Raw genomic sequence first — 25,534 nt, forward strand, 5'->3', positions numbered from 1 at the left:
TGACCGGTGGGTCGAGCACGGAGAGGTGCTCGCATGGAGTTCATGGTGCTGGGGCCCGTTCAGCTGGTGGGGCCCGCAGGGAACCGGATCAACCTCGCCAGCGACGCCCAGCGCCGTCTGGTCAGCCACCTCGTGCTGCGCGCGAACACCATCGTCCGGTCCGAGGAGCTCGAGGACCACCTCGGGCTGAGCCCGGGAGCGCTGCGCACCTCGGTGAGCCGGCTGCGGCGCGTCGTCGGCTTCGACACCCTCCTCACGGCTGCCCCTGGCTACGAGCTCCGCACCGACTCGATCGACGCGGCGCGCTTCGAGCGGCTCCTCGACGAGGCCCGGACCACGGGCGACTGCTCCCAGGCCCGGCTGCTGCTCGAAGCGGCGCTGGACCAGTGGCGCGGGGTCGCCTACGCCGAGTTCGCCCACGAGCCCTGGGCGGAGGTCGAGGCGCACCGCCTCGGGGAGCTGCGCGCCGCCGCCACCGAGGAGCTGGTGGCCAACCTCGTCGCATCCGGCGAGTGGGCCCGCGCGCTCGCCCACCTCGACCCGCTCATCGCCGAGCACGCGTTCCGCGATCGGCCCCGCGCCCTGCAGATGGAGGCGCTCGCCGGCTCCGGCCGGCAGCTCGACGCGCTCCGCTCCTACCAGGAGTACCGGCGGATGCTCCTCGACGAGGTCGGCACCGAGCCGTCGCCCGATCTGGTGGCGCTCGATCGCGCCATCGCGTCGGCACCCACCTCGGCGGGCCACGGCCTCCCCGCGCCGTGGAGCTCGTTCATCGGGCGCGACGCCGACACCGCCACGGTCGCGGCGCTGAGCGATGCGCACCGCCTCGTGACCCTCACCGGTGCAGGCGGGTGCGGGAAGACCCGGCTGGCGCTGCAGGCGGCGCGGCGCCGGGCGCAGCGGACGACGCCGAGCGGTCGGACCGAGACGATCCACTGGGTCGAGCTGGCCTCGGTGGTGGCCTCCGACCAGGTGGTGGAGCGGGTGGCGATGGCCACGGGCCTGCACGCCGCCGGCGACGACGGCCTGATCGAGCAGCTCACCCGCCACATCGATGAGCAGCGGCCCGCGCTGCTCATCCTCGACAACGCCGAGCACGTGCTCACGGCGGTGGCGTGCCTCGCCGAGCGGGTCCTGCGCGGGAGCACCGGGTGTCGGATCGTCGTGACGAGCCGCGAGCCGCTCGGCCTGCCCGGCGAGCTGGTCTGGCAGGTGCCGGCGCTCTCGCTCCCCCACCCGGCGCAGCCCGGCCCGGCGACCTCCGACGACCTCCAGCGCTCCGACGCCGCCCGGCTGCTGCTCGACCGGGTGGCCGCGGCGCGGCCCGGCCTGCGGATCGAGCCGTCGTCGATCCCCGCCGTGATCACCATCTGCCACCAGCTCGACGGCCTTCCGCTCGCCATCGAGCTGGCCGCGGCGAGCATCCGCACCATGTCGCTCGAGCGGCTCGCGGCCGACCTCGAGCGCACGCTGGCACCGCTCGACCGCGGCTCGCCGGCGGACGTGTCGCACCACCAGACCATGCGGGCCTCGATCGCGTGGAGCGTCGCCCAGCTCGACGAGCGGGAGCGGCTCGTGCTCCACCGGCTCGCGGTGTTCGCCTCGCCGTTCGGCGAGCAGGCGGCCGAGGCCGTGGGGTCCGACGGTGAGATCGTCGACCGAGCCGGGGTGCACGAGGCGCTGGGCCGGCTCGTCGACAAGGGCCTGGTGCAGCTCGACGAGGCGACCAACCGCTACCGCCTGCTGCAGACCACCCGGCACGCGTGCCTCGACCTCGGCCGCGCGGCCGAGGTGGACGGCGCCCGCCACCGCCACGCCCGGTACCTCGCCGGGTGGTGCACGTCCGTCGGCACGGGGGCCCGGGGCATCGACCGCGCCCCGTTCGTGCGGGCCATGCCCGAGGTGGTGGCGGCCATGGACTGGGCCCGGGTCCACGACCCCGAAGCGGTGATGCAGATGTGCCGGGGGCTGGCCTCGGTGCGCAGCATGCTCGGGCACGCCGCCAACCTGCGCGACACGTGGGACTGGCTCATGGCGTTCGACCGCGACGGCGAGCTGGCCGCCGAGTGGGCCGGCGCCGTGGCCGCCCAGATGGCCGCGGCCACGGGGGCCGGGTACGACATCACCGGGCTGGCCGCCGAGGTGGCGGCGCGGCTCGACCCGGCCGACGAGCAGGCCCAGGTGTGGCTGGCCCGCGGCCGGGCGATGATCCCCGCCTACCGGGGCGACCTCGGTCCGGCCCGCCGCTACGCCGACCGGATCATCGCGGGCGGCAACGACCTGGAGATCTCGGTCTACGTCGGCTTCGCCGCCTACATGTCGGCAGTCTGCGGCGTGCTGGACGACACCGACCGCTGGCTCGACGAGCTTCGCCGCATGACCCTCCGCCAGCGCGTCGCGTTCAGCGTCGACACCGTCGGGAACGGCTACGCCGCCGAGGTGATGAGCGCCACCGCTCGAGGGCGGCTGGCCGAGGCGTGCGCGCGCTCGATCGGCCCGGTGCCGCGGGATCCGGCGTTCACGGTGTCGGCCGTCGGCGCGGTCGGGCGCGCGGCCGTGCTGGCCGGCGACCGGGCCGCGCTCGACCGGGTGCAGCCGTGGCTGCGCCCCAACCCGATCGCGGTGCTGCACCACCTCGTCGTGCTCGACGAGCTCCACCGGGTGCTGGTCGCCGGCGACCACGAGCTGGCCTCGATCCTGGCCGAGCAGTACTGGGAGGAGACGGCGCTGGTGCCCGCGTGCCGCGTCCAGCCGCAGGCCATGCTCAACGTCCCGCTGCTCGCCACCGGCCGCCACGCGGTGGTCCGGGCGATGGTCGAGGAGGACGAGCGGCTCGTCGGCGAGATGGGGCCGGCCCCCCTGCTGGCCGCAGAGGTGCTGCTGGGCCGGGCGCAGCTGGCCCTCGCCACCGACGACCTCGAAGGAGCGGCGGCCGCCGCCTGTGCCCTGCTGCACCTGGCCGAGGTGAACCGGTTCCCGCTCCTGTCGATCGACGCCCGCGGGGCGCAGGCGGAGATCGCCGCCCGGCAGGGGGACCCGATCGGAGCCCGCCGGCTCGCCGAGGAGACCACCGCCGAGCGGGCTCGGCTGGGGTACCGGTTCGAGATGGTGCCGACCTCGGGTGTCGGCGCGGCGACCTAGATCCCCGGGAAGACCGGGCGCAGGCCGGCGATGACCGCTTCGTCGACACCCGCGGGTACGTGGTCGGGGTCGAGCCGGCCGTAGACCAGGCGGATCAGGGCCTCGGTGGGGATCAGGAGGTCGGGTGCGCCGGTCGGCTGGCCTGCTCCGAGCGAGGCTTCGTCAGCTGAGGTGGCGAGGACCAGGTCGGCCTGCGGATCGGTGGTCTCGACGGCCAGCGAGCGGACGACGCCGTCGGGCTTGGCCCCGAAGCGCAGCACGATGTCGAGCTTGTCGATGACGTGGGCCGCGACGTCGCCGGGGATGGTGGCCGATGGGTCGAGCCCCACCTCGACGTCCCAGGTGTGCAGCGCGTGCTCGCTGAGGCGAAGGGCCAGCGCGCTGTCGAAGTCGAGGGTCATCGGCCCGAGGGGGAGCGAGAACGCTGCTCGCTGCTCGTCGGCGAGCGACGCGATGCGGTCGAACAGCGCCTGGTCGGCCGCCAGCGAGTCGGCGGCCTGGTCCTCGGGGGCCTTGGCGTTCCAGAGGTCCCACACCCCCTGGTTGAAGTCGGCGGGCGTCTCGGTCCCGGCCAGGTGGGCCTCGATGTTCTGCTTCATGATCGTGGCCCCGGACCCGAGGTGCGACAAGGCGTCGGCGAGCGTCCACTCGCTCGGGTAGGCGGGCCGCGCGAGCTGGGCGGCGTCGAGGGGCTCGACGATGGCGCGCAGCCGGGCGACCGAGGTCTCGAGGGCGGTGATGCGGTCCGACACGGTCACGCTTCTTTCGTCGGGAGGGTCTTGGTGATGATCGAGACGCCTTCGCTCCACCGGGCCAGCGTCCAGCAGAGGTCCGACAGCCGGTTGAGGTACGGCACGACCTGGGAGCCCTCGGCGACGACCGCCATGGACCGGCGCTCGGCGCGACGGACCACGGTGCGGGCCACGTCGAGGTGGGCCGAGACCTGGGTCTCGCCGGGGACCACGAACTCGGTGGGCTGCTCGAACCGGGCGGTCACGTCGTCGATGGTCGCCTCCAGGGCGGCCACCATCTCGGCGGTGACGCGGCTGGTGCCGTCGACGAGCTTGTGGGCCTTGTCGTGCTCGGTGGCCAGCTCGGCCATCAGCGCCCAGAGGTCCCGCTCGATGCCGATGAGGATCCGGTCGAGGTCGCCCCCGCGCTCGGCCAGCGATCGCGCCACCCCCAGCGCGGCCTGGGCCTCGTCGACCGTCCCGTACGCCTCGGGGGCCGCCGAGTCCTTGGGGACGCGGCCTCCGCCGTACAGGCCCGTGGTCCCGTCGTCACCCTTGCGCGTGTAGATCTTGATCGTGTTCGCCATGCCCGGCGGAGCCTACGGCGGGCGAACCAACTACGGGCCGGTTGGGGGCCGCCGGTAGCCTGCTGCGGGTGAGCACCTCGTCATTCCTGGATCTCGTAGCCGAACGCGTCGTCGTGTACGACGGGGCGACGGGCACGTGGCTCCAGACCCAGGACCTCTCCCTCGACGACTACGGAGGCGAGGCGCTCGAGGGCTGCACCGACTACCTCGGCATCACCCGGCCCGACGTCATCGCCGCCCTCCACACCGCCTACTTCGAGGTGGGCGCCGATGTGGTCGAGACCAACACCTTCGGCGCCTTCGGCGTGCCGCTCGGCGAGTACGGCATGGCCGATCGCAGCCACGAGATCGCCCTGGCCAACGCCCGCATCGCTCGCGAGGTGGCCGACGGCTTCTCCACGCCCGATCGCAAGCGCTACGTGGCCGGCTCGCTCGGCCCGGGCACGAAGGCCCCCTCGCTCAGCCAGATCCGCTTCGCCGAGCTCCGCGACCACTACCAGGTGGCCGCCGAAGGGCTCCTCGAGGGCGGGGTCGACCTGTTCATCCTCGAGACCCACTTCGATCTCCTCGCCGTGAAGGCGTCGATCATCGGCGTGCGTCGGGCCATGGCCAAGATCGGGCGCCAGGTCCCGATCCAGTGCCAGGTCACCATGGAGCTCACCGGCCGCATGCTCGTCGGCACCGAGATCAGCGCCGCCCTCGCCGCCATCGACCCGCTCGGCGTCGACATCGTCGGCCTCAACTGCGCCACCGGGCCCACCGAGATGAGCGAGCACATCCGCCACCTGTCGCAGCACAGCCGGGTGCCGATCTCCGTGCTCCCCAACGCCGGCCTCCCCAGCGTGGTCGACGGCAAGATGCACTACGACCTCACGCCCGAGCAGATGGAGACCCACCAGCGGCGCTTCGTCGAGGAGCTCGGCGTCCAGGTGATCGGCGGCTGCTGCGGCACCACGCCCGAGTTCATCAAGCTGCTCGCCGACATGGCGCCCAACCTCACCCGAGCGGTGCGCACCATCGACCACGAGCCGTCGGTCGCGTCGATCTACTCGGCGGTCCCGCTGCACCAGGACCTGTCGGCCCTGATGATCGGCGAGCGCACCAACGCCAACGGCTCCAAGAAGTTCCGCGAGGCGATGCTCGCGGGCGACTACGACACGTGCTCGGCCATGGCCACCGAGCAGATCAAGAGCGGTGCCCACGTGCTCGACGTCTGCGTCGACTACGTCGGGCGCGACGGCACCGGCGACATGGACGAGATCGCCAGCCGCTTCGCCACCCAGGCCAACGCGCCCCTGGTGCTCGACTCCACCGAGCCCGAGGTCATCGAGGCCGGCCTCCAGTGGATCGGCGGCCGTGCCATCCTCAACTCGGCCAACCTCGAAGACGGCTTCGCCGAGGGCTCGCGCCTGGACCGGGTGTTCAAGCTGGCCAAGGAGTACGGCGCGGCGGTCATCTGCCTCACCATCGACGAGGAGGGCCAGGCCCGTACCGCCGAGTGGAAGGTCCGGGTGGCCAAGCGCATCGCCGAGCTGGCCCGGGACACGTACGGCCTGGAGAACGAGGACCTCATCTTCGACGCCCTCACCTTCCCCCTCTCCACCGGCGACGACGACCTGCGCCGCGACGCCATCGAGACCATGGACGCCATCAAGGCCATCAAGGAGGAGATCCCGGGCTGCTTCACCACGCTCGGCCTCTCCAACGTGAGCTTCGGCCTGTCGCCCGCCTCGCGCCACGTGCTCAACAGCGTGTTCATGCACGAGTGCCAGCAGGTGGGCCTCGACTCCGCCATCGTCCACGCCTCGAAGATCCTGCCGCTGAGCAAGATCCCCGAGGAGCAGCGAGACGTCGCCATGGACCTCATCTACGACCGCCGCGGCGCCGCCGGCGCCCTGTCCGAGGGCGCCGACGACTACGACCCGCTCGCCAAGTTCCTCGACGTCTTCGCCGACGTCAAGGTCCAGAAGGAGGAGAAGGTCGACCGGTCCGGGTGGCCGGTCGGCGAGCGCCTCCACCACCGCATCATCGACGGCGACCGCGAGAACCTCACCGTCGATCTCGATGCGGCCATGGCCGAGGGCATCCCCGCGCTCGACATCATCAACGAGCACCTCCTCGGCGGCATGAAGGTGGTCGGCGAGCTGTTCGGCGCCGGCGAGATGCAGCTCCCGTTCGTGCTCCAGAGCGCCGAGACCATGAAGGCCTCGGTGGCCTACCTCGAGCCGTTCATGGAGAAGGCCGAAGACGGGGTCGACTCGTCCAAGGGGCGCATCGTGCTCGCCACGGTGAAGGGCGACGTCCACGACATCGGCAAGAACCTCGTCGACATCATCCTCACCAACAACGGCTACGAGGTCCACAACATCGGGATCAAGATCTCGATCTCCGAGATGATCGAGAAGGCCCTCGAGGTCGACGCCCACGCCATCGGCATGAGCGGCCTGCTGGTCAAGAGCACGCTCATCATGCGCGACAACCTCCAGGAGCTCAACACCCGCGAGCTGGCCAGCATCCCGGTGCTGCTCGGCGGCGCCGCGCTCACCCGCTCGTACGTCGAGCGAGACCTCCGCAACGTCTACGAGGGCCGGCTGTTCTACGGCAAGGACGCCTTCGAGGGCCTCCGCGTCATGGACCAGCTGGGCGAGATCCGGCGCGACCCGGCGAAGGACGATCCCGACTGGGGCATGGTCCCGTCGGAGTCCACGGTGCGCGCCCGGGCCGGCATCGAGGAGCGCGACGACAGCGGCATCGAGCTGCCCGACCGCTCCCCCGCCGTCGAGACCGACAACCCCATCTTCGTGCCGCCGTTCACGGGCAGCCGCGTCATCAAGGGCGTCCCCCTCGACGACATCGCCGCCTACCTGAACGAGACGGCCCTGTTCCGCAACCAGTGGGGCTTCCGGCCCGAGGCCGGCGAGTCCGACGACGACTTCAAGGCCCGCCTCCGCCCCGAGCTGCGCGACCAGCTCGACAAGGCCCGCGCCGACGACCTGCTGCAGCCCCAGCTCGTCTACGGCTACTGGCCCTGCAACGGCGACGGCACCGACCTGGTCATCTGGGCCGACGAGTCGCGCGACCGGGAGATCACCCGGTTCGGCTTCCCGCGGAGCCTCAAGGACCCGCACCTGTGCATCGCCGACTTCTTCCGGCCGATCGACAGCCCCGACGTCGACTACGTGGCGTTCCAGATCGTCACCATGGGCGCCAAGGTCTCCGAGCGCACGGCCGAGCTGTTCAAGGCCGACCGGTACCAGGAGTACCTGATGCTCCACGGCATCGGCGTCGAGATGGCCGAGGCCCTCTGCGAGCTCTGGCACCGCCGGGTCCGCGAGGAGATGGGCTTCGCCGACGAGGACGCGCCCACCGTCGGCGGCCTGTTCCGCCAGCAGTACCGCGGCGGCCGCTACTCGTGGGGCTACCCCGCGTGCCCCGACCTCGAGGACAACGAGCGCGTCGCCAAGCTCCTCGAAGCCGAGCGCATCGGGCTCGAGGTCAACGAGGACACCGGCTACCAGTTCGTGCCGGAGCAGTCCACCAGCGCCATCATCTGCCACCACCCCAAGGCCAAGTACTTCGTCGCCCGCTGACCATCGGTAGCCACCGGGCGGGCCGGGGTCACTGCACCCAGGTGGCGCCGTTGCTCTGGAGGTGGGCCACCGCGGCGCGGGCGTCACGGCCGCGGGCGAGGCGGAACGTCTCCTCGTCGATCACCATCACCCACAGGTAGACCACGGGCTCGCGACGGCGCAGCAGGCCGCGCAGGTCGGGCATCGGGTACCGGTTGCCCTGGGGCGGGTTGGCGGTAAGGAGCACGGCCGCCTTGTCGGCGCCGAAGTCGGGGTAGTTGCCGGGCGAGCCACCGATGGTGTGGCCCTCGCCCAACCAGGTGCAGCGGCCGAACGGGATGGTGGCGAGCGAGCTGAGCAGCTCGGCGCCGGCCTGGTCGGGCACGGTGCGGGCGATGGCCAGCTCGATGCGGCCGGCCTTGTCGGGGTCGTCGACGTACTGCTCGACACCGGCCATGCGCTGGGCGGACAGGCCGGTGGTGGCCGTGACCCAGACGGGCAGCTGCCCGACGCGGTGCCGGGTGGCGATCAGCTCGGGGAAGGCCGAGGTGCCGAGCGGCCACGCCGCCTCCTGCGGCCCGGTGTGCTCCTCGATGTGGGCCAGGCCGGTGGCGCGGACCTCGCCCCAGGCGCCGTTGCCCCGCCAGTTCCAGAACTCGCGCGACTCGACCACCTTGGTGGCCAGCGCCTGGCCGGCATCGCGGGTGAGCTCCCAGGCCAGGCCGGTGCGGCCGCGTGCGTAGCGGGAGTAGCCGTAGAACTCGCTGCGGCCGGCCCAGCCGGGGATGGCGGCCAGCACGCCCTCGGCGTCGACCACCGCGACGGCGTCGCCCTCCTCGAACCAGACCAGGTCCATGGCCCGGCCCAGATCGGGGCAGCCCTCGGGGAACCGGGTGCCGCCGGCCCCCATGCGCGGCGGGGCGCCGCCGTGCGACGGCTCGGACTCCTCCGTGGGAGCGGGCAGGTAGTTGGCCACCCAGACGGCCGAGGTGGTGGCCGGCGTGGGCCCCACCAGGTCCTCGAGGTACAGGTAGAGGTCACCGTCGCCGCGCAGGAGCGAGGCGCGCCGGGTGTTGTACGGGCTGGTCTCTTGGAGCAGGAGCTCAGGCAACGTCATCTCTCCGTGGTCCTAGAACTGATCGGCGGGAACCGGCGACCTTCAAGTGATCCGTCGGTCCTGGTCAGGGCATCACAGGAGCTTGCGGTCGGCCGCCCACCGGGTGAGCTCGTGGCGGCTCGACAATTGGAGCTTGCGCAGCACCGACGAGACGTGGGTCTCGACCGTCTTCGGGGAGATCGACAGGCGCCGGGCCAGCTCCTTGTACGTGTAGCCGCGGGCGATCAGGCGCAGGACGTCCTGCTCGCGGGGGGTCAGCGCATCGAGCTCGGTGTCGATCACCGCCGGGGCCTCCCCGGCGAACGCATCGAGGACGAAGCCGGCCAGCCGGGGCGAGAACACGGCGTCGCCGGCGGCCACGCGGGCCACCGCATCGACCAGCCCGGCCCGGTCGATGGTCTTGGTGACGTAGCCGCGGGCGCCGGCGCGGATGACGGCGATCACGTCCTCGGCGGCGTCGGACACCGACAGGGCCAGGAACCGCACCTCCGGGTGGACGGCGTGGACGGCCGGGATGACCGCCTGGCCGCCTCCGCCGGGCAGGTGCACGTCGAGCAGGACCACGTCGGGAGCGGTCGCCACGATGCCCTCGACCGAGTCGGCCACGTCGCCCGCCTCGCCCACGAGCTCGATCGCCGCCTCGCCCTGGAGCTCGGCGCGGACGCCGGCGCGGAACAGCGTGTGGTCATCGACCAGGAAGACCCGCGTCACCGGTCGAGCTCGAGTGCGATCTCGGTGCCCTCGCCGGGGGCGCTGGTCACGGTGGCTCGGCCGCCGTTGCGCGCCATCCGGGCGACGATCGACTCGCGCACGCCCTGGCGGTCGGGCGCCACGGCGGCCGGATCGAACCCCACCCCTCGGTCGCGCACGAACACGGACACCGCCTTCGGGCTCACCTCGGCGAACACCGACACGAGCGCCTCGCCGCTGTGGCTGGCGGCGTTGGCCATCGCCTCGCGCGCGGCAGCCACCACCGCGTCGATCCGCCCGTCGCAGGCACCGGGCGGGAGGTCGCCGACGAGGACCAGCTCCACGGGCAGGTCGAAGCGGTCCTCCACCTCGTGGGCGGTGGAGCGCAGCCGGTCCCCGAAGGAGCCGTCGAGCGCCTCGCCGTCGCCGGTCCCCTCGATCTCGAACAGCCAGGCCCGCAGCGACCGCTCCTGCTGGCGGGCCAGCTGGGCGACGTGGCGCGTGGTCTCCGGGTGGCGCTGGATCAGGGCCAGGGTCTGGAGGACCGAGTCGTGGAGCTGGGCTGCCACCTCGGCGCGCTCGTCGGAGCGGATCCGTTCGGCCCGCTCGTCAGCCAGGTCGCGCCACAGGGCCGACAGCCAGGGGCCCGCGACCAGCACCACGCCGCCGACGGTCATGGCGATGGCGGTGAGCACCGGGTAGACCGATCCGGGGTCGGTGGCGTCGAGCACCCAGACGGTGCCGATCAGGAAGAGCGCCCCGCCCAGCAGGAGGCGCCAGCGCGACGGCACGGGGATCGGCAGCCGATCGGGTGCCGCGGCCGGCGCGTCGCCGGGGAGGCGGACCAGGCGCGAGCGCCAGAACTCACGGCGCTCCTGGTCGGTGCGGGCCCACACCAGGGAGAGCCCGGCCGCGGCGAGCGCGGCGGGCAGGCCCAGGTCGCTGCCGAACCACATCCCGAGCGCCTGGAGCACGACGGTGGCGCCGATGGCGACGGCGAGGGCCATTCCGGCCCGGCTCAGCGCCGTGCCCTGCGGGAGCCGGATCGGGCGGTCCTCGGGTGCGACCGACCGGTCCGACACCGGCAGGATCACCGCGACCAGCACGTAGACCACCGGACCGATCACGCTGCCCACGATCACGAACGCGAACACCGCCCGGGTGATGACCGACGAGACCCCGGTCCACTCGGCCACGCCCCCGGCCAGCCCGGCGAGCAGGCGGTCGTCGCGGCTGCGCCACGGCGGCCCGGGCGACCAGTCGAGCCCGAACGCGAACCGGCGGCGGCGCGGCGAGCTGAGGAACGGGGCGGGCGGCGGGGCGCCGGACGGCCCAGGGGTGGAGGACATGGGTCCCCATGCTCGCACCCGGGCCGACCGGGCGACATCGGGGATGACCCCGAGGCGGCCTCAGGGTGCTGGGGGTCGCGGGCGGGACATGCCCGATGGTGCGCGCACCCGGGCGGCCTCACGATGGCTCCATGGCACCAGACACCGTGACGGACCCGTTCACCGACACCACCCGCCGGCTCCGCCGGGCGTCGACCGATCGCCACCTCGCCGGCGTCGCCGGCGGCGTGGCCCGCTACCTCGGCATCAGCCCCCTGCTCGTGCGCCTCGCGTTCGTGGTGGTGGCCGTCGTGTCGCTCGGCGTGGGCCTCAGCCTCTACGCGGCGGCCTGGCTGCTGCTGCCCGACGACGAGGACGATGAAGCGCCGGCGGTCCGCTGGTTCCGCGACCACGGCAGCGACACCGGCGCCATCGTGCTGCTCGTGGTCCTCGTCGCGGTCGCCATCGTGGCGATCACCGGACTGGCCTCGGTGGTGCACGGCGGCGATGTCGGCGCCGTCCCCTTCCTCGTCGGCCTCGGGATCGTCGGCTACCTCATCGCCACCCGATCGACCCGCGCCGAGCCGGCCGCGGCCGCGGCTTCTGCGATCGGCTCGCCGGGCGACGCCACCCTGGTCGCCCCGCCGGCCGTCGAGCCGATGCGCCTCCCGCTCGACCCGGAGGTGGTCGCCCGCCGGGCCCGGCAGCGGTCGGTCCGCAACACCACCGTGCTCGCCGCCCTGCTCGTCGGTGGCGCCGGCACGGTCCTGTGGGCCACCGGGGCCTGGCGGGCGTCGGGCTGGGTGGTCCCTGCGGCCGTCCTGGTCGTGCTGCTGATCGGGCTGGGCGCCGGCGTGGTCGTCGGATGGTCGTGGACCGTCGCCCTGCTCACCCTGCTCGTGACCCCGGTCCTGGTCGTCGCGCTGATCCCCGGTGTGCACCTCCGGGCCGGCGTCGGCACCCGACTGGCCGCCCCCGCCACCGCCGGCGAGATCGCGCCGAGCTACCGCCTGGGCATCGGGCACCAGGAGGTCGATCTCAGCGACCTGGCCCTCCGGCCCGGCTCGTCGACCACGGTCCGGGTGGCCGTGGGCATCGGTACCGCGACCATCCGGGTCCCCGCCGAGGCCGTCGTCCACCTCCAGGGCCACGTCAGCGCGGGCACCGTCCTCGTCGACGGCGCCGACGTCGACCTCGAGGGCACCGACGTGCGCGTCGATCGCATCCTGCCCGCCACCAGCACCGGGCCCGCCGAGCGGGCGGCGCCGCGCCTGTACGTGGTCGTGAAGGTCGGCATCGGCCAGGCCGACGTCATCCGATCGGTCTAGGCGCCGGCGTCAGGAGAGGACGGCGCGGGCGACGAGGTCGGTGCCGAACGCCGTGAGGATCGCGAGGTAGAGCAGCCCGGTGGCAGCCATGACCGCCGAGTACTGCCGCTCGCGGAGGGCCGCCCGGGTGACGATCAGGAGGCCGAGGGTGGTCACCGCGCACGTCACCCACATCCAGCCGAGGATGCCGCCGTAGTGGTCGTCGATGGTGCCGTTGAGCACCGAGACCATGCCGACCGGGATCAGCATCACGGCCACCTCGAAGGGCCAGATCCACTGGGTCCACCGCACCAGCTCCAGGAGCGGCCCGCGCGCCAGGCCGGGCTGCACCAGGTACCAGTGGCCCAGCAGCATGGCGTCGGTGATGGACCCGAGGAACGCGGCGCCGACCAGGATGCGCAGCACCGACAGCCAGGCCGGCGACCCGGCGTCGATCCCCGCCGCCACCAGGCCGACGATGCCGATGGCCGGAGCGATCAGGTCGAGGGCGGGCGGGAACTCGGGGCCGTCCTTGTCGAAGCGCTGCTCGTCGCGGTCGATCCCCGTCATGGCGGCCACCCGGGCCGAGCGCCGCTCGACCACCTCGCGCTGGCCGCGGACGCCCGCCGCCTTGCGCTGCACCGACACCAGCAGGGCGAACCCGGTGGCCAGCACCACGCCCACCGCGGCGGCGTCGCGGACGGGGACCGAGCCGAGGAAGTGGCTCGCCAGCAGCGATGCCAGCGCCATCAGCCCGAAGGTGATCCGCATCATCCAGCCGTAGCCGATGCCGACCTCTCGGCGACGGGTCGTGACCCAGGTGAAGAAGAGCCCGCCCACCGCCCACTGCAGCAGGAAGGAGGCGGCGTCGAGGTCGATCACGTCGTCACACAGAACATGGCGATGCCGAGGGTACGGACCCTGCCCTGGGTGCGGCCACTCGGCCACTACCGTTCCCCCGGTGACCGATGCCCTCGACCGCCCCCACGCCCTGCTCGTGGGCTCGGCCGGAGGCCACCTGGCCCAGCTCATGCGGCTGTCGCCGTGGTGGGACGACGTGATCCGCACGTGGGTCACGTTCGACAAGCCCGACGCCACCTCGCTGCTCGCGAGCGAGGCGGTGATCTGGGCGTACCACCCCACCACGCGCAACATCCCCAACCTCCTGCGCAACACCGTCCTGGCCTTCCGCCACGTCCGGCGGCTGCGCCCCGATGTGGTCGTGTCCACCGGCGCGGCGGTCGCGGTGCCGTTCTTCCTGGTGGCCCGCGCCCTGCGCATCCCCACCGTGTACGTCGAGGTGTTCGACCGGATCGACTCCCCCACCCTCACGGGCCGGCTGGTCCGACCCATCGCCACCCGGTTCTGCGTCCAGTGGCCCGAGCAGCAGGCCCACTACCCCGGCAGCGTCGTGATCGGGCCGCTGCTGTGACCTCGCCACGGGTCCTCGTCACCGTCGGCACCGACCACCACCGCTTCGACCGGCTCATCGGCTGGGTCGATCGCTGGGCGGCCGACCACCCCGAGGCGGAGGTGCTGGTCCAGCACGGCACCGCGACGGCCCCCCAGCACGGCACCGCGGTGGTGATGCTCGGCTACGACGAGCTGGTGGGCGAGATGGCCCGGGCCGATGTGGTGATCGCCCAGGGCGGGCCGGCCACCATCATGGATGCCCGTTCGGTGGGCCAGCGGCCCATCGTGATCCCGCGCCTCGGCGCCCTGAACGAGGTGGTCGACGACCACCAGGTGGCGTTCACCGACTGGATGGCGGCCAAGGAGCTGGTCTGGCTCGCGGCCGACGAGGACGAGCTGCGCCACCTGATCGACGCGGCGATCGCCCGGCCCGATCGGGTGAAGATCCCACCGGAGCGGGGCGCGTCGGCCGCCACCATCGAGGCGTTCCGGGCGGTGGTCGACCCGCTCACCGACCGGCGGGCCGGTCGTCGATCCTGGCGCCGGCGGTCTCCCGCCGGGCCAGGATGACTTCTCCCGCTCTTCGCATCGCCGCTGTCAGGAAGCAATGCCCATGAAGATCTTGTCAGCTACCGGCTGGCGATGCTCCGGCGGCGGACCACCAGCACGCCGACGCCGACGATGACCAGGCCGGCGCCCAGAGCGGCCGTGCCCGAGGCGTCGGAGCCCGTGATGGCCAGCCGGGTGCGCAGGGGTGCCACCTTCACCGCGGTCTTCACCGACGGCGCCGGCGGCGGCGTGGTGACCACCGCGGTGGGCGGCGGCGCCGTGTAGTCGGGGTTCTCGGTGGCGCCGGCGGTCCCCGATGCGGCCCACAGCAGCCCCGCCACCAGCACGGCGGCGGTGAGCTGGAGGAGGCGGCTCGTCGACATGCGGTCACCCTAGGTGTTCGTCTGACCGCTGTCAACACTCTGCGTGAGCAAATAGCCGTACCGCCACGCTCCGAGGTCGGATCCGGCTCAGCCCCCGAGGTGGACGGTCCGGCGCCGGTCCGTGCGGAGCGGCTCGCCCTCGACGGCCCAGGCGGTGGGCTTGATCCGCGCCGAGGGCTCCAGCGTGATCTCGTCGAGCCCAGCGGGGAGCAGGGCGGTCACCGTGATCCTGGCCCTGGTTCCCCGCTTGACCGTGAGGTCACCACCGATGACCACCGTGGGCCCGTCGCCCCCGCGCAGGAAGACCTCGGCGCCGTCCATCGCCACCTCGGTCGATCCGGCCGGCAGGTTGACCACGGCGAGGGCCCGGTGGTCGCCGGCGGCGATGCCGTCGATGTTGGGCCCCACCTGGTACTGCGGGCCCGTGGCCGGGGCCCGGTTGTCGATGTCGTAGACGATGGTGATCCGGCGCCGGCCGCCGCCGGCCGCCTCGGTGCTGATGGCGGCGGCGGTGTCGACCCACGAATCGAGCTTCGATGCGCTGCGGTTGAGCAGGGCGACCGACACGGACCGGTCGGTGAGGTGGCCGTCGGCGCCGGCATGGTGCCACGCCGCGTTCACCTTGGGATCGGCCGACCACACCATGAGGTGGCGGCCCTGCACGGCATCGGTGAGCTCGGTGGCCAGGTCGGTCAGCTTCCACCTCCCCGCCTCGAGGCGCTCGAAGATGGCCCGGGCCACCGCCCCGAGCTGGTCGCGGCGGCCGTCCCGGTCGCCGTCGAAGCGCTGGTACTGGCGGCGGAGCAGCTCGCCGCGCACCGTGTCGGGCGTGTAGCGGACCCCGTCGACCTCGACCGGCCCCACCACGCGGAGCAGGCTCCGGATCCCGTCGACGTCGATCACGATCGTCCCCGCCACCGGGCCGCCACCGTCGACGCGGGCCCAGTTCTGCACACCGAGCGCTGCGCTCTGCGGGAAGTCGGCCGACAGGCCGAGGTTCCGGAGGTCGCGCGCCGGGTTGAGCCACGGCCAGTTGGCGGCCAGCTCACCCGTGGCGGTGATGGAGCCCTTGGGCAGCACCAGGTCGGCCGTGGGGCGGACGTCGCCGAGGCTCATCGACCCGTGGTCGAACCTCACCTCGGACGCCGACAGGAACATGCCGGCGCCGTTGCGCATCTCGGCGTTGTTGGCGCCGAGCAGCAGGTAGGGGTCGGGGCCCTCGAGCACCCCGGCGAGGGCGGTGCTGGTGGCCTGGAGCCCGGCGGCGGCCTGGCGGGCGTCGTCGCGCTGGGCATCCATCTCCGACACCGCGTCGGCCAGCGGGCCGATGAGCGCGTCGGGCGACCCGGGATCGATGGCATCGAGCGCGTGGTGGGCCCGGCCGGCCACCGCCGCCAGGTCGCGGAGCGTGGTCACCCGCTGGGGGCCGGCGGCCTGCGACCGCTTGGTCAGGGCGATGAGGTCGCGCAGGGCATCGTCGGCCGCCTGGGAGCCGTCCTGGGCGCTGGTGACGAGCTTGTCGGCCGCCCGGAGGTGGCGCGACACGACCGGCACCACCCGCAGCGGCCACAGGACCGGGCTGTCGAGCCGGGCGGCGGCGGCGTCGAAGTCGTGTTGGGCTTCGCCCAGGTCAGCGCGGCTGGATGGCGCGGTCAGGGCGGCGATCGTGGCCCGCTGGCGCACCGACCGGAGCTCGGCGGCGCCGGCGTCGGCGTGGCTGCGAGCGCCGAGCAGCGCCCACCCCACCCCGATCAGCCAGACCACCAGGAGGCCGGCGACCACCGTGACGACGGTTCGCCGCCGAGACCAGCTTCGCATTGCCGCGGATCGTAGGGCTTGGTGCCGATGAGAACCGGGTCGGGACCGCGTGGCGTGGTGGTCCTGCTGGACCAAACCCCGAGATCCGGTACGTTTCGTGACCAATCGTGACCTTTTCCCAATATCCGCTACGCTCCGTGACAATGTCTGAGCGCACCGCCAGCGAGATGACCGCCCGGTCCACCGCGACGGACGAGGTCGCGCCTGCGACCGGCCGCGGCACGCCCCGCCGAACCGGTGCCGGCCTGCGGCCCAAGCTCTTGCTGATGGCGGCCGACGCCCTCGCCGTCTTCACCTTCAGCACCATGGCCGGCGTCCTGGTCCACGCCTGGAACCTGGGGCCGCTCCACTCCGCCAAGGAGCTCTGGTGGTCCTCCGTGCTGATCACCCCGGCCTGGCTGGCCATCTTCGCCAACCAGCGGCTCTACAACACCCGGTTCATCGGCCGCCGCATCGACGAGTTCCGCCGCGTGGTCAACGCCTCGCTGCTCGGCACCCTCACGGTCGCCCTCGCCGCCAACCTGGTCAAGATCCTGCCGAGCCGCGGCGGCCTCGTGGTCCTGTGCGTGTGCGCCATCCTCGTCGTCACGCTCGAACGGGAGATCGCCCGCCGGATCTTCCTGCGGTTGCGGGCGGGCGGCCAGATGGTCCGGTACGTCATCATCGCCGGCGCCAACCCGGAGGGACGCGACATCGCCGCCATGCTGCAGGCCGAGCCGTGGCTCGGCTACGAGGTGGTGGGGTTCGTCGACGACAGCGCCCCGGCCCGCGAGCCGGTCCCCGGGCTGCCGCTGCTCGGCGGCGTGGCCGAGCTGCCCGGCATCCTCCACGAGTTCCCCAACGCCAGCGTGATCGTCGCGGCCAGCGCCGTCGAGAGCGCCGTCACCAACCGCCTGGCCCGCGACCTGCTCGACCAGGGCGTCCACGTCGAGCTCTCCTCGACCCTCCGCGACATCTCGTCGCAGCGGCTGACCGTGCGGCCGCTCGGCCGGTTCCCCATCGTCTACGTCGAGCCCGTCACCCGCGGCGGCTGGCGGGCGTGGGCCAAGCGCACCTTCGACGTGGTCGGCGCGGGCATGCTGCTCATCCTCACCGCGCCGATCCTGGCGGTGGTCGCCGTCGCCGTGCGGCTCGACTCGAAGGGCCCGGTGCTGTTCCGCCAGGTGCGGGTCGGCCGCGACTCCGAGCCGTTCTCGGTCCTGAAGGTCCGCACCATGGTGGTCGATGCCGAGGCCCGCCTCGCCGACCTGCGCGAGCTGAACGAGGCCGACGGCCCCCTGTTCAAGATGGCCGACGATCCCCGCATCACGCGGGTGGGCCGCTTCCTCCGGGTCACGTCGCTCGACGAGCTCCCCCAGTTCTGGAACGTCCTGCGCGGCGACATGAGCCTGGTGGGGCCCCGTCCCGCCCTGCCCCACGAGACCGAGGAGTGGGACGCGCTGCTCACCCAGCGGCTGCGGGTCAAGCCCGGCATCACCGGGATGTGGCAGGTCAGCGGCCGGTCCGACACCACCTTCGAGGACTACACCCGGCTCGACCTGTACTACGTCGACAACTGGTCGCTCGCCACCGACCTGGCCATCTTGGCCAAGACGATCCCCGTGGTGGCGCTGCGCCAGGGCGCCAAGTAGCTACCCGTCCACCACCACCAGCGAGTGGTCGGTGAGGTTCAGCGGATCGGGCCCGGCGGCCGCGGCCACCACGATGTCCTCGAGGCGCATGCCCCACGCGCCGCTCGTGTAGATCCCGGGCTCCACGCTGAACGCGTGGCCGGGCACCAGCGCCGTGGCGTTGCCCGAGACCACGTACGGGTCCTCGTGCTCCTCCACGCCGATCCCGTGCCCGGTGCGGTGCATGAACCGGGGCCCGTAGCCCGCCGCCGTGATGATCCGGCGGGCGACGGCATCGACGTCCTCGCACGGGGTGCCCACGGTGGCGGCGGCCACCGCGGCCTGCTGGGCCTCGAGCAGCACGGCGTAGGCCTCGGCCACCTCAGCGGGCGGCTCGCCGATCGACACGCACCGGGTGATGTCGGAGCAGTAGCCGGTGCCGTCGGGCGCGGCCATGGTGCCGCCGAAGTCGCACAGCACCACCTCACCGGCCCGGATCACCCGCGAGCCGGGCTCGTGGTGCGGGCTGGCGGCGTTCTCGCCCGCCGCCACGATGGCGAAGTTGACCCGGTGGTGGCCCTCGTCGATGAGGCGGTTGCCGATGTCGGCGGACACCTCGGCCTCGGTCCGGCCGACCAGCGGGATCTGCCCCGCCTGGAGCTGAGCCGCCACCCGGTCGGCGGCGTGGGAGGCGGCGCGCAGGGCGGCGATCTCGGCCTCGTCCTTCACGGCCCGGATGGGCCCGGTGATGTCGCTGGCCTTGCGCCACGACGCGCCCGGAAGCTGCACCTGGAGGTCGACCAGGAAGCGGGCCCACGTCTTGTCGCCGACAGCAAGGGCGGGGGCCGCACCCACCAGACCGCCGACCACGGCGATCGGGTCGTCGGTCTCGTCCCACGGGAGCACGGCGAACAGGTCGGGCTTCTCCACCACTCGGGGCGCCTCGAGGCGGGGCACCACCAGCGTGGCGGCGCCGTCGGCCGGCACGACGAGCATGGTGAGCCGCTCGAGCGGCATGGCCTCGTAGCCGGTCAGCCACGGGAGGTCGGGCCCCACCGACAGCAGCAGGACGTCGGTCCCGGCGGCGGCCATGGCGGCACGGACACGGTCGAAGCGCTCGGCAGACATCGGCTCAGGCTACGGCGGCGGGCGGCTACGGCAGCCCGGCGTGGGGCACGTCGACCGTGGTGGTGAACAGCACCGCCTCCCGAGCGGCCACCCGGTTGTGCTCGAAGAAGTCGGGCGCCGAGCAGAGGAGCAGCGTGGTGCCGTCGTCGCCGCCGAGCTGGCAGGCGTACACCCCGAGACCGCCTGGGACCCGGATCTCCTCGACGATCCCGCCGCCGGGCGCCACCCGCACGCAGCGGTTGCCGAGCGCGTCGGCCGCCCAGATGTGGCCCTCGGCGTCGAGGGTGCACCCGTCGGGCGACACCTTGATCTGGGCCACGCCCTCGGCGAAGGAGCTGGTGGTGGGCAGCTCGCCGAACACCGCCCACGGACGGCGGTTGGTGAGGCTGCCGTCGGCACCCAGGTCGAAGGCGGTGTAGCGGTTGCCCATGGTCTCGCCCACGATCAGCGTGCTGCCGTCGGGCGTGATCACCGTGCCGTTCGGGAAGTACAGGTCTTCGGCCGCCACCGTGACCGCGCCGTCGGGGTCGACCCGGATCAGCGGGGCCGGTGCCGGGTCGCCGCCGCCCATGAGGTCGAACCCGAAGTTGCCGACGAACGTGTGGCCGTTGGCGTCGGTGACGAGGTCGTTGAGGTGGCCGCCGACCATGCCGCTCAGATCGGCCAGCGTCGACAGCGCGCCGTCGGCGTAGCGGAGCACCTTGTGGTCCTTCATCGACGAGATCACCATCGATCCGTCGGGCAGCCAGCCCAGGCCCGAAGGCTGGTGCTCCACCTCGACCACCACGGTCTCGGTGCCGTCGGGGGCGATGCGCGAGACGGTCTGGCGGTAGAAGTCGGAGACCCACCAGGTGCCGTCGCGCCAGCGCGGCCCCTCGAAGAACGCTCCACCCTCGAACAGTGCGGTCACATCTCGTTCAGCCATGGCCGGACGGTACCGGCCTCACTCGGCGAGCGCTGGGAGACCGTCGAGCGAGCGCTGGTTCTTCTCGGCCCAGTAGTCCCCGATGCCGTCGGCGCCCTTGCGCTCGGCCCACTGGTCGAGCGTGTCGCGGTGGCCGACCAGGTCCATCATCGGGACGCTGTAGCCGCACGAGGCGGTGACCTGGTCGAACCGGTGCCGGATCACGCTGCGGGTGCCGGGGTTGGCCGGGAACAGGGCGACCAGGGCCACGAAGTCGGGGTGGTCGGGCAGGACGGCTTCGCCGGTGCCGAACAGGCGCACGATGTTGGGCTTGGCGCCGAACGAGCAGAACATGATGGTGAGCCGGCCGTTCTCGCGGGTGTGGGCGATGGTCTCCGCCCCGCTGCCGGTGAGGTCGAGGTAGGCGACGGTGTTGCGGTCGATCACCCGGAACGTGTCGCCGCCCTTGGGCGAGACGTTGACGTGGCCGTCGCCGCTGAGCGGGGCGGACGCCACGAAGAAGATCGGCTGCTCCTCCATCCAGTCGACGAGGTGCTCGGGGATGGCGTCGTAGCTGCGGCCCATGGGACCAGTCTGCCGTCAGCCCAGCGTGACGGCCACGACGGTTTCCACGTCGGCGGCGTCGGCGGCCTGACGGGCGTGGTAGCTGCTGCGGGTGAGCGGGCTCGACTCCACGTGGCCGATGCCCAGGGCCTCGCCGATGCGCTTCAGCTCGGCGAACTCCTCGGGCGTGACCCACCGGGCCACCGGCAGGTGGTTGGTGGTGGGCCGCAGGTACTGGCCGATCGTGACGATGTCGACGCCGACAGCGCGGAGGTCGGTGAGGGTGCCGACCAGCTCGTCGAACGTCTCGCCCATGCCGACGATGATGCTGCTCTTGGTGGTGAGCCCGGCGGCCTTCGCCCGGGCCAGGACCGCCAGGCTGCGGGCATAGCCGGCGGAGGGGCGCACGGCCCGCTGGAGGCGGGCCACCGACTCGATGTTGTGGTTGAGCACCTCGGGTCGGGTCTCGAAGATGGCGTCGAGGCTGGCCGGGTCGCCCTTGCAGTCGGAGATGAGGCACTCGACCTGGACGCCGGGGGTGCGGCGGCGGATGGCACCGATGGTGGCGGCGAACTGCGACGCGCCGCCGTCGGCGAGGTCGTCGCGGGCGACGGTGGTGAGCACGGCGTAGCGCAGGCCCATCTGCTCGACGGCTTCGGCCACCCGCTCGGGCTCACCGGGATCGGAGGGCTCGGGGTGCCGGGTGTCGACCAGGCAGAAGCCGCAGGCCCGGGTGCAGCGCTCGCCGTTGATCATGAACGTGGCGGTGCCGTCGTGCCAGCACTCGGAGATGTTGGGGCAGCCCGCCTCCTCGCACACCGTGACCAGCTTCAGGTCTCGCATGGTCTTGCGGATCTCGAGGTACTCGGGGCCGAAGTTGGCCTTGGCCCGCATCCACTCGGGCTTGCGCGACGAGATCTGGAGGCCCTCGCCGACGCCTGCCTCGGCCAGGCGGCCCTGGAGCCGCACGGAGGTGCCGGCCGGGCGCGGGACCTCGCCGGGCCCGGCGCCGAGCGAGAACGGGGCCAGGTCGGTGTCTCGGTGGCGCCACACGACATCGTGGCGGTCGTGGCCGCCGCTCCCCCACCGCTGCACGGCGCGGGCGACGACCGCGTCGACCACGTCGGCCATCGAGGCGTCGATGCCCTCGGCGCGCAGGGAGGTGACCGCCTTGTCGGGGATGCCGCACGGGACGATGTGGGTGAACATCGCCATGTCGGGATCGACGTTGAGGCCGAACCCGTGGAAGCTCTTGCCGCGGCTCACCCGGACGCCGATGGCGCAGATCTTCCTCGGGTTGTCGGAGCCGACGCCGACCCACACCCCGGGGTAGTCGGGCAGCCGGTCCGCCGGCAGGCCGAGGTCGGCCAGGGCGTCGATGATCAGCTGCTCGACGCCGTGCACGTAGGCCGCGGAGTCGGGCTTGTCGCCCCCGCCCTTCCCGGGCAGGTGCAGGATCGGGTAGCCGACCAGGTGGCCGGGCCCGTGGTAGGTGACGTCGCCGCCCCGGTCGCTCTGCACCAGCTCGGCACCCACCGACGCCGGGTCGCGCAGCACGTGGGATCGATCGGCGCGCACGCCGAGCGTGTAGGTGTGCGGGTGCTCCATGAGGAGCAGGTGGTCGTCGGGCGCGTGGTCGTGCAGCCCGTGCTGCAGCGCGAGCGCGTCCTGGTAGCGGACCCGCCCGAGCCAACGGACGTGCAGCGGGCGGGGGACGGCCACGGGTCCTACAGCTCGGACTCCCAGTCCCGGGTCTCCAGGATCTCCTTGATCTTGGCCAGGAACTGGGCGGCGTAGGCGCCGTCGAACGCACGGTGGTCCCACCCGAGGGTGAGGTTGCCGACGGAGTGGATGGCGATGCTCTCGGCCCCGGTGGCGTCGGTGACGACGACCGGCCGGCGCTTGACGCCGTCGGTGGAGAGGATCATCACCTGCGGCTGGTTGATGATCGGGAGCAGGAACGCGCTGCCCGTGCTGCCGACGTTGGTGATGGTGACGGTGCCGCCGGTGATGTCATCGGCGGTGAGCTTGCGGCCCTTGGCCCGGTCGGCCAGCTCGGCGACATCTCGGGCGATGGCCCGGAGCCGGCGGTCCTGGGCGTCGTGCACGACGGGGACGATGAGGCCCTCGTGGTCGAGGTCGACCGCGATGCCGAGGTTGACGCTGCCGTGGACGACCAGCTCGCTCTCCTCGCCCATCGAGGCGTTCACCTGCGGGAACGATTCGAGGGCATCGACGAGGGCCCGGGCGACGAACGGGAGGAACGTGAGCGAGATGCCCTCCTCGGCCTTGAACGCGGCCTTGTGCGCGGTGCGCACCCGGTCGATGGCCTCGTAGTCGACCTCGGTGCTCACGTACACGTGGGCCGACACGCCGAGCGAGCGGACCATGTGCTCGGCCGTGATCTTGCGGATCTTGTTGAGCGGCACCCGGGTGTCGGCGCCCGGAGCGGTGACCACGCGGGGCGTGACGGGCCGTGGGGCGAGAGCGGCGACCGGAGCGGCTGCCGGCGCCGGCGGGGCGGCGGGTGCTGCGGGTGCGGGGGACGCCGGCGCGGGTGCCGGGGCCGTGCGGGGGTTGCTGCGGATGAAGTCCTCGGCGTCGGCGCGCGTGATGCGACCGCCGATGCCGGTGCCCGTGACGGCGGCGGCATCGACGCCGGCCTCGTCGAGCAGGCGGCGGACGACCGGCGACAGGAGCGCCGGTGCCCCGGCCGGAGCGGCAGCCGCCGGGGCGGCGGCGGGAGCGGCAGGAGCGGCGGCAGGCTCGGCCACCGGGAGGGGCTCGGGCAGGGGCGGAGCTTCGGCAGGGGCCGCCGCCGGCGCCTCGATGAGCTCGGGGCGGGGGGCCTCGACCGAGCCGGGGAGCGGCTCGGGCAGCGGCTCGGCCGCCGGAGCGGGCTCAGCCGCGGGCGCCTCGGCCGGAGCCGCGCCGCCGGGTGCGTCGGACAGCACGGCCACCTTGGTGCCGACGTCGACCGTGTCACCCTCCTCGACGAGGATCTCCGTCAGGTAGCCGGCCACCGGCGACGGCACCTCGGAGTCGACCTTGTCGGTGGACACCTCGAACAGCGGCTCGTCCTCGGCCACCTGGTCGCCGATCTCCTTGAACCAACGCGTGATGGTGCCTTCGGTGACGCTCTCGCCCAGGGCGGGAAGCTCGATGTCGGCCATGCGCCGATCTCCTTGTGTGGAAGGGGGGTGGAGGGGTTGCCTGCTCAGGAGTCTCCCCCCGAACGTAGCGGGGCTTGGACTAGCTGTTGAGGCTGCGGCCGGTGAGGGAGAGCACGGCTTCGCCGAAGCTCTCCGACAGCGAGGGGTGCGGCTGGATGAACGGCGCGATCTCGTCGATGGTCGCTTCCCAGTTGACCGCCAGGTAGGCCTGGCCGAGCTGCTCGGTGACCCACGGCCCGGCCATGTGGACGCCCAGCAGCTGGCCGGCCGTGCCGTCGGGGCGCTTCTCGGCGATGATCTTCACCACGCCCTCGGTGTCGCCGATGATCAGCGCCCGGCTGTTGCCGCCCCACCGGTGCTTGGTGGTCTTGACCTCGTAGCCGGCGTCGATGGCCGCCTGCTCGGACAGGCCGGCGAAGGCGACCTCGGGCTGGCAGTAGATGCACCAGGCCACCCGGCCGTAGTCGACCGGGATGGCCTCCTCGCCCAGGAGCTGCTTGATGACGAGGATGGCCTCGGCATAGCCCACGTGGGCCAGGCCGGGGGTGGCGATGAGGTCGCCGACCGCCCACACGCCGTCGACGGCGGTGCGGCAGAGCTCGTCGACCTCGACGAACCCGCGCTGGTCGACCACGACACCGGTGCCGAGCAGGCCCAGGCTGTCGGACAGCGGCCGGCGCCCGATGGACACGATGACGGCGTCGACGTTGAGCGGGTCCTGGCCTTCGAGCTCGATGGTGGTGCCGGTGGATCCGGGGGTCTGGCCCAGCACCTTGGTGCCGGTGCGGACGTCGATCCCGCGGCCCTTGAACGAGCGGCGGACGACGTTGACGACGTCCTTGTCGACGCCGGGGAGGATCTGCGGGAGGGCCTCGAGGATGGTGACCTCGCTGCCGAGGTCGCTCAGCATCGAGGCGAACTCGCAGCCGATGGCGCCGCCGCCGATCACGGCGACCTTCCGGGGCAGGGCATCGAGCTCGAACACCTCGTCGGAGGTGAGCACGACGCGGCCGTCGACGTCGAAGCCGGGGATGGTCCGCGGCACCGAGCCGGCGGCCAGGATCACGCTGTCGCCGGTGACGGTGGTGCTCTCGCCCTCGGGGGTGCTGACCAGCACGCTGCGGTCGGCCTGGAGGGTGCCGGTGCCGTTGAACACGGTGACCTTGCGGTTCTTCAGCAGGCCGGACAGGCCGTTGAAGAGGGTGTCGACCACCTGCTGCTTGCGGGCCATGGTGGTGGTGAAGTCGAGCGTGGGGGCCGAGCTCTCCACGCCGAACTGCGACGCGTGGCCGACGGTGCGGAAGACGTGGGCCGTCTCGAGCAGCTCCTTGGCCGGGATGCAGCCCCGGTGGAGGCAGGTGCCTCCGACCTTGTCCATCTCGACCACGGCGATGTTGAGACCTGCGGCCGAGCCGTAGAGGGCGGCGGCGTAACCCGCCGGACCACCGCCGATGACGATCAGGTCGAAGTGGGTGTCGGGCGGGGCGTCGCTCACGGGATTCCTCTGGGATGGCACGGAGAG

At 72.8% G+C, this 25,534-nt stretch carries 19 protein-coding genes and 2 pseudogenes; 6 read left to right on the top strand and 15 right to left on the bottom strand.

The genetic code is table 11. The features are described from left to right. Positions 1–33 precede the first annotated feature (33 nt). Positions 34–3,141: an ATP-binding protein gene (locus ACPPVX_RS02995; RefSeq protein ID WP_426573404.1), complete on the top strand. Its 3,108-nt coding sequence runs from the start codon at positions 34–36 to the stop codon at positions 3,139–3,141. Here ACPPVX_RS02995 and ACPPVX_RS03000 read toward each other — a convergent pair. After that, positions 3,138–3,899: a maleylpyruvate isomerase family mycothiol-dependent enzyme gene (locus tag ACPPVX_RS03000; protein WP_426573405.1), complete on the bottom strand. Its 762-nt coding sequence runs from the start codon at positions 3,897–3,899 to the stop codon at positions 3,138–3,140. The genes ACPPVX_RS02995 and ACPPVX_RS03000 overlap by 4 nt on opposite strands. Further along, a complete protein-coding gene (locus ACPPVX_RS03005; RefSeq protein ID WP_426573406.1) occupies positions 3,896–4,459 on the bottom strand; it encodes a cob(I)yrinic acid a,c-diamide adenosyltransferase in 564 nt (187 codons plus the stop codon). The genes ACPPVX_RS03000 and ACPPVX_RS03005 overlap by 4 nt, the downstream gene beginning before the upstream one ends. Positions 4,460–4,527: 68 nt before the next feature. Here ACPPVX_RS03005 and metH point away from each other — a divergent pair, with 68 nt between their 5' ends. After that, positions 4,528–8,049: a methionine synthase gene (metH, locus tag ACPPVX_RS03010; RefSeq protein WP_426573407.1), complete on the top strand. Its 3,522-nt coding sequence runs from the start codon at positions 4,528–4,530 to the stop codon at positions 8,047–8,049. A gap of 28 nt (positions 8,050–8,077) precedes the next feature. On the opposite strand, the gene ACPPVX_RS03015 is transcribed toward metH, so the two are convergent. The 3 genes from ACPPVX_RS03015 to ACPPVX_RS03025 form a co-directional block, all read right to left on the bottom strand. Then, positions 8,078–9,145 carry a suppressor of fused domain protein gene (locus tag ACPPVX_RS03015; RefSeq protein WP_426573408.1) on the bottom strand — a complete coding sequence of 356 codons (1,068 nt, stop codon included), beginning with the start codon at positions 9,143–9,145 and terminating at the stop codon, positions 8,078–8,080. A 72-nt stretch (positions 9,146–9,217) separates the two neighbouring features. Next, complete coding sequence (locus tag ACPPVX_RS03020) at positions 9,218–9,856, bottom strand: LuxR C-terminal-related transcriptional regulator (protein ID WP_426573409.1); 639 nt, start codon at positions 9,854–9,856, stop codon at positions 9,218–9,220. Further along, on the bottom strand, positions 9,853–11,184 hold the full coding sequence (locus ACPPVX_RS03025) for a PspC domain-containing protein (protein WP_426573411.1): 1,332 nt from the start codon (positions 11,182–11,184) through the stop codon (positions 9,853–9,855). The genes ACPPVX_RS03020 and ACPPVX_RS03025 overlap by 4 nt, the downstream gene beginning before the upstream one ends. A 131-nt stretch (positions 11,185–11,315) precedes the next feature. Between ACPPVX_RS03025 and ACPPVX_RS03030 the strand changes: the two genes are divergently transcribed. Then, a complete protein-coding gene (locus ACPPVX_RS03030; RefSeq protein WP_426573412.1) occupies positions 11,316–12,491 on the top strand; it encodes a PspC domain-containing protein in 1,176 nt (391 codons plus the stop codon). A 9-nt stretch (positions 12,492–12,500) separates the two neighbouring features. Here ACPPVX_RS03030 and ACPPVX_RS03035 read toward each other — a convergent pair whose 3' ends face one another. Beyond that, the gene (locus ACPPVX_RS03035) at positions 12,501–13,352 is read right to left on the bottom strand and encodes a hypothetical protein (protein ID WP_426573413.1); all 852 of its coding nucleotides are present in this window, start codon (positions 13,350–13,352) and stop codon (positions 12,501–12,503) included. Between the two features lie 79 nt (positions 13,353–13,431). Between ACPPVX_RS03035 and pssD the strand changes: the two genes are divergently transcribed. Beyond that, a complete protein-coding gene (pssD, locus tag ACPPVX_RS03040; protein ID WP_426573414.1) occupies positions 13,432–13,902 on the top strand; it encodes a PssD/Cps14F family polysaccharide biosynthesis glycosyltransferase in 471 nt (156 codons plus the stop codon). Next, positions 13,899–14,453, top strand: coding sequence for a glycosyltransferase (locus ACPPVX_RS03045; protein ID WP_426573415.1), 555 nt, complete (start codon positions 13,899–13,901; stop codon positions 14,451–14,453). Before pssD ends, ACPPVX_RS03045 begins: the two co-directional genes overlap by 4 nt. Positions 14,454–14,512: 59 nt before the next feature. Here the strand turns inward: ACPPVX_RS03045 and ACPPVX_RS03050 are convergent, their stop codons facing one another. Both ACPPVX_RS03050 and ACPPVX_RS03055 read right to left on the bottom strand, forming a co-directional pair. Beyond that, a complete protein-coding gene (locus ACPPVX_RS03050; protein ID WP_426573416.1) occupies positions 14,513–14,815 on the bottom strand; it encodes an LPXTG cell wall anchor domain-containing protein in 303 nt (100 codons plus the stop codon). An 87-nt stretch (positions 14,816–14,902) separates the two neighbouring features. Next, positions 14,903–16,633, bottom strand: coding sequence for a DUF4012 domain-containing protein (locus tag ACPPVX_RS03055; protein ID WP_426573417.1), 1,731 nt, complete (start codon positions 16,631–16,633; stop codon positions 14,903–14,905). Positions 16,634–16,776: 143 nt separating this feature from the next. Here ACPPVX_RS03055 and ACPPVX_RS03060 point away from each other — a divergent pair, with 143 nt between their 5' ends. Beyond that, positions 16,777–18,264: a sugar transferase gene (locus ACPPVX_RS03060; RefSeq protein ID WP_426573418.1), complete on the top strand. Its 1,488-nt coding sequence runs from the start codon at positions 16,777–16,779 to the stop codon at positions 18,262–18,264. On the opposite strand, the gene ACPPVX_RS03065 is transcribed toward ACPPVX_RS03060, so the two are convergent. The 7 genes and pseudogenes from ACPPVX_RS03065 to lpdA form a co-directional block, all read right to left on the bottom strand. Beyond that, positions 18,265–19,371: a M24 family metallopeptidase gene (locus tag ACPPVX_RS03065; RefSeq protein ID WP_426573419.1), complete on the bottom strand. Its 1,107-nt coding sequence runs from the start codon at positions 19,369–19,371 to the stop codon at positions 18,265–18,267. It lies immediately after the preceding gene. Positions 19,372–19,396: 25 nt separating this feature from the next. Then, positions 19,397–20,296 (bottom strand): SMP-30/gluconolactonase/LRE family protein, encoded by a 900-nt coding sequence (locus ACPPVX_RS03070; RefSeq protein ID WP_426573420.1) that lies wholly within the window; start codon positions 20,294–20,296, stop codon positions 19,397–19,399. 18 nt (positions 20,297–20,314) lie between these two features. Continuing rightward, the gene (locus ACPPVX_RS03075) at positions 20,315–20,860 is read right to left on the bottom strand and encodes a pyridoxamine 5'-phosphate oxidase family protein (protein ID WP_426573421.1); all 546 of its coding nucleotides are present in this window, start codon (positions 20,858–20,860) and stop codon (positions 20,315–20,317) included. A 15-nt stretch (positions 20,861–20,875) separates the two neighbouring features. Further along, on the bottom strand, positions 20,876–21,868 hold the full coding sequence (gene lipA, locus ACPPVX_RS03080) for a lipoyl synthase (protein ID WP_426574982.1): 993 nt from the start codon (positions 21,866–21,868) through the stop codon (positions 20,876–20,878). A 72-nt stretch (positions 21,869–21,940) separates the two neighbouring features. Beyond that, a pseudogene (lipB, locus tag ACPPVX_RS03085) lies at positions 21,941–22,663 on the bottom strand (lipoyl(octanoyl) transferase LipB); the annotation flags it as partial. After that, a pseudogene (gene sucB, locus ACPPVX_RS03090) lies at positions 22,567–24,072 on the bottom strand (2-oxoglutarate dehydrogenase, E2 component, dihydrolipoamide succinyltransferase); the annotation flags it as partial. The pseudogenes sucB and lipB, both read right to left, overlap by 97 nt. A gap of 19 nt (positions 24,073–24,091) precedes the next feature. Next, positions 24,092–25,507 carry a dihydrolipoyl dehydrogenase gene (lpdA, locus tag ACPPVX_RS03095; RefSeq protein WP_426573422.1) on the bottom strand — a complete coding sequence of 472 codons (1,416 nt, stop codon included), beginning with the start codon at positions 25,505–25,507 and terminating at the stop codon, positions 24,092–24,094. Positions 25,508–25,534: the final 27 nt, after the last annotated feature.

It is taken from the genome of Aquihabitans sp. McL0605 (assembly GCF_049993875.1).
GTDB lineage: Bacteria > Actinomycetota > Acidimicrobiia > Acidimicrobiales > Iamiaceae > Aquihabitans.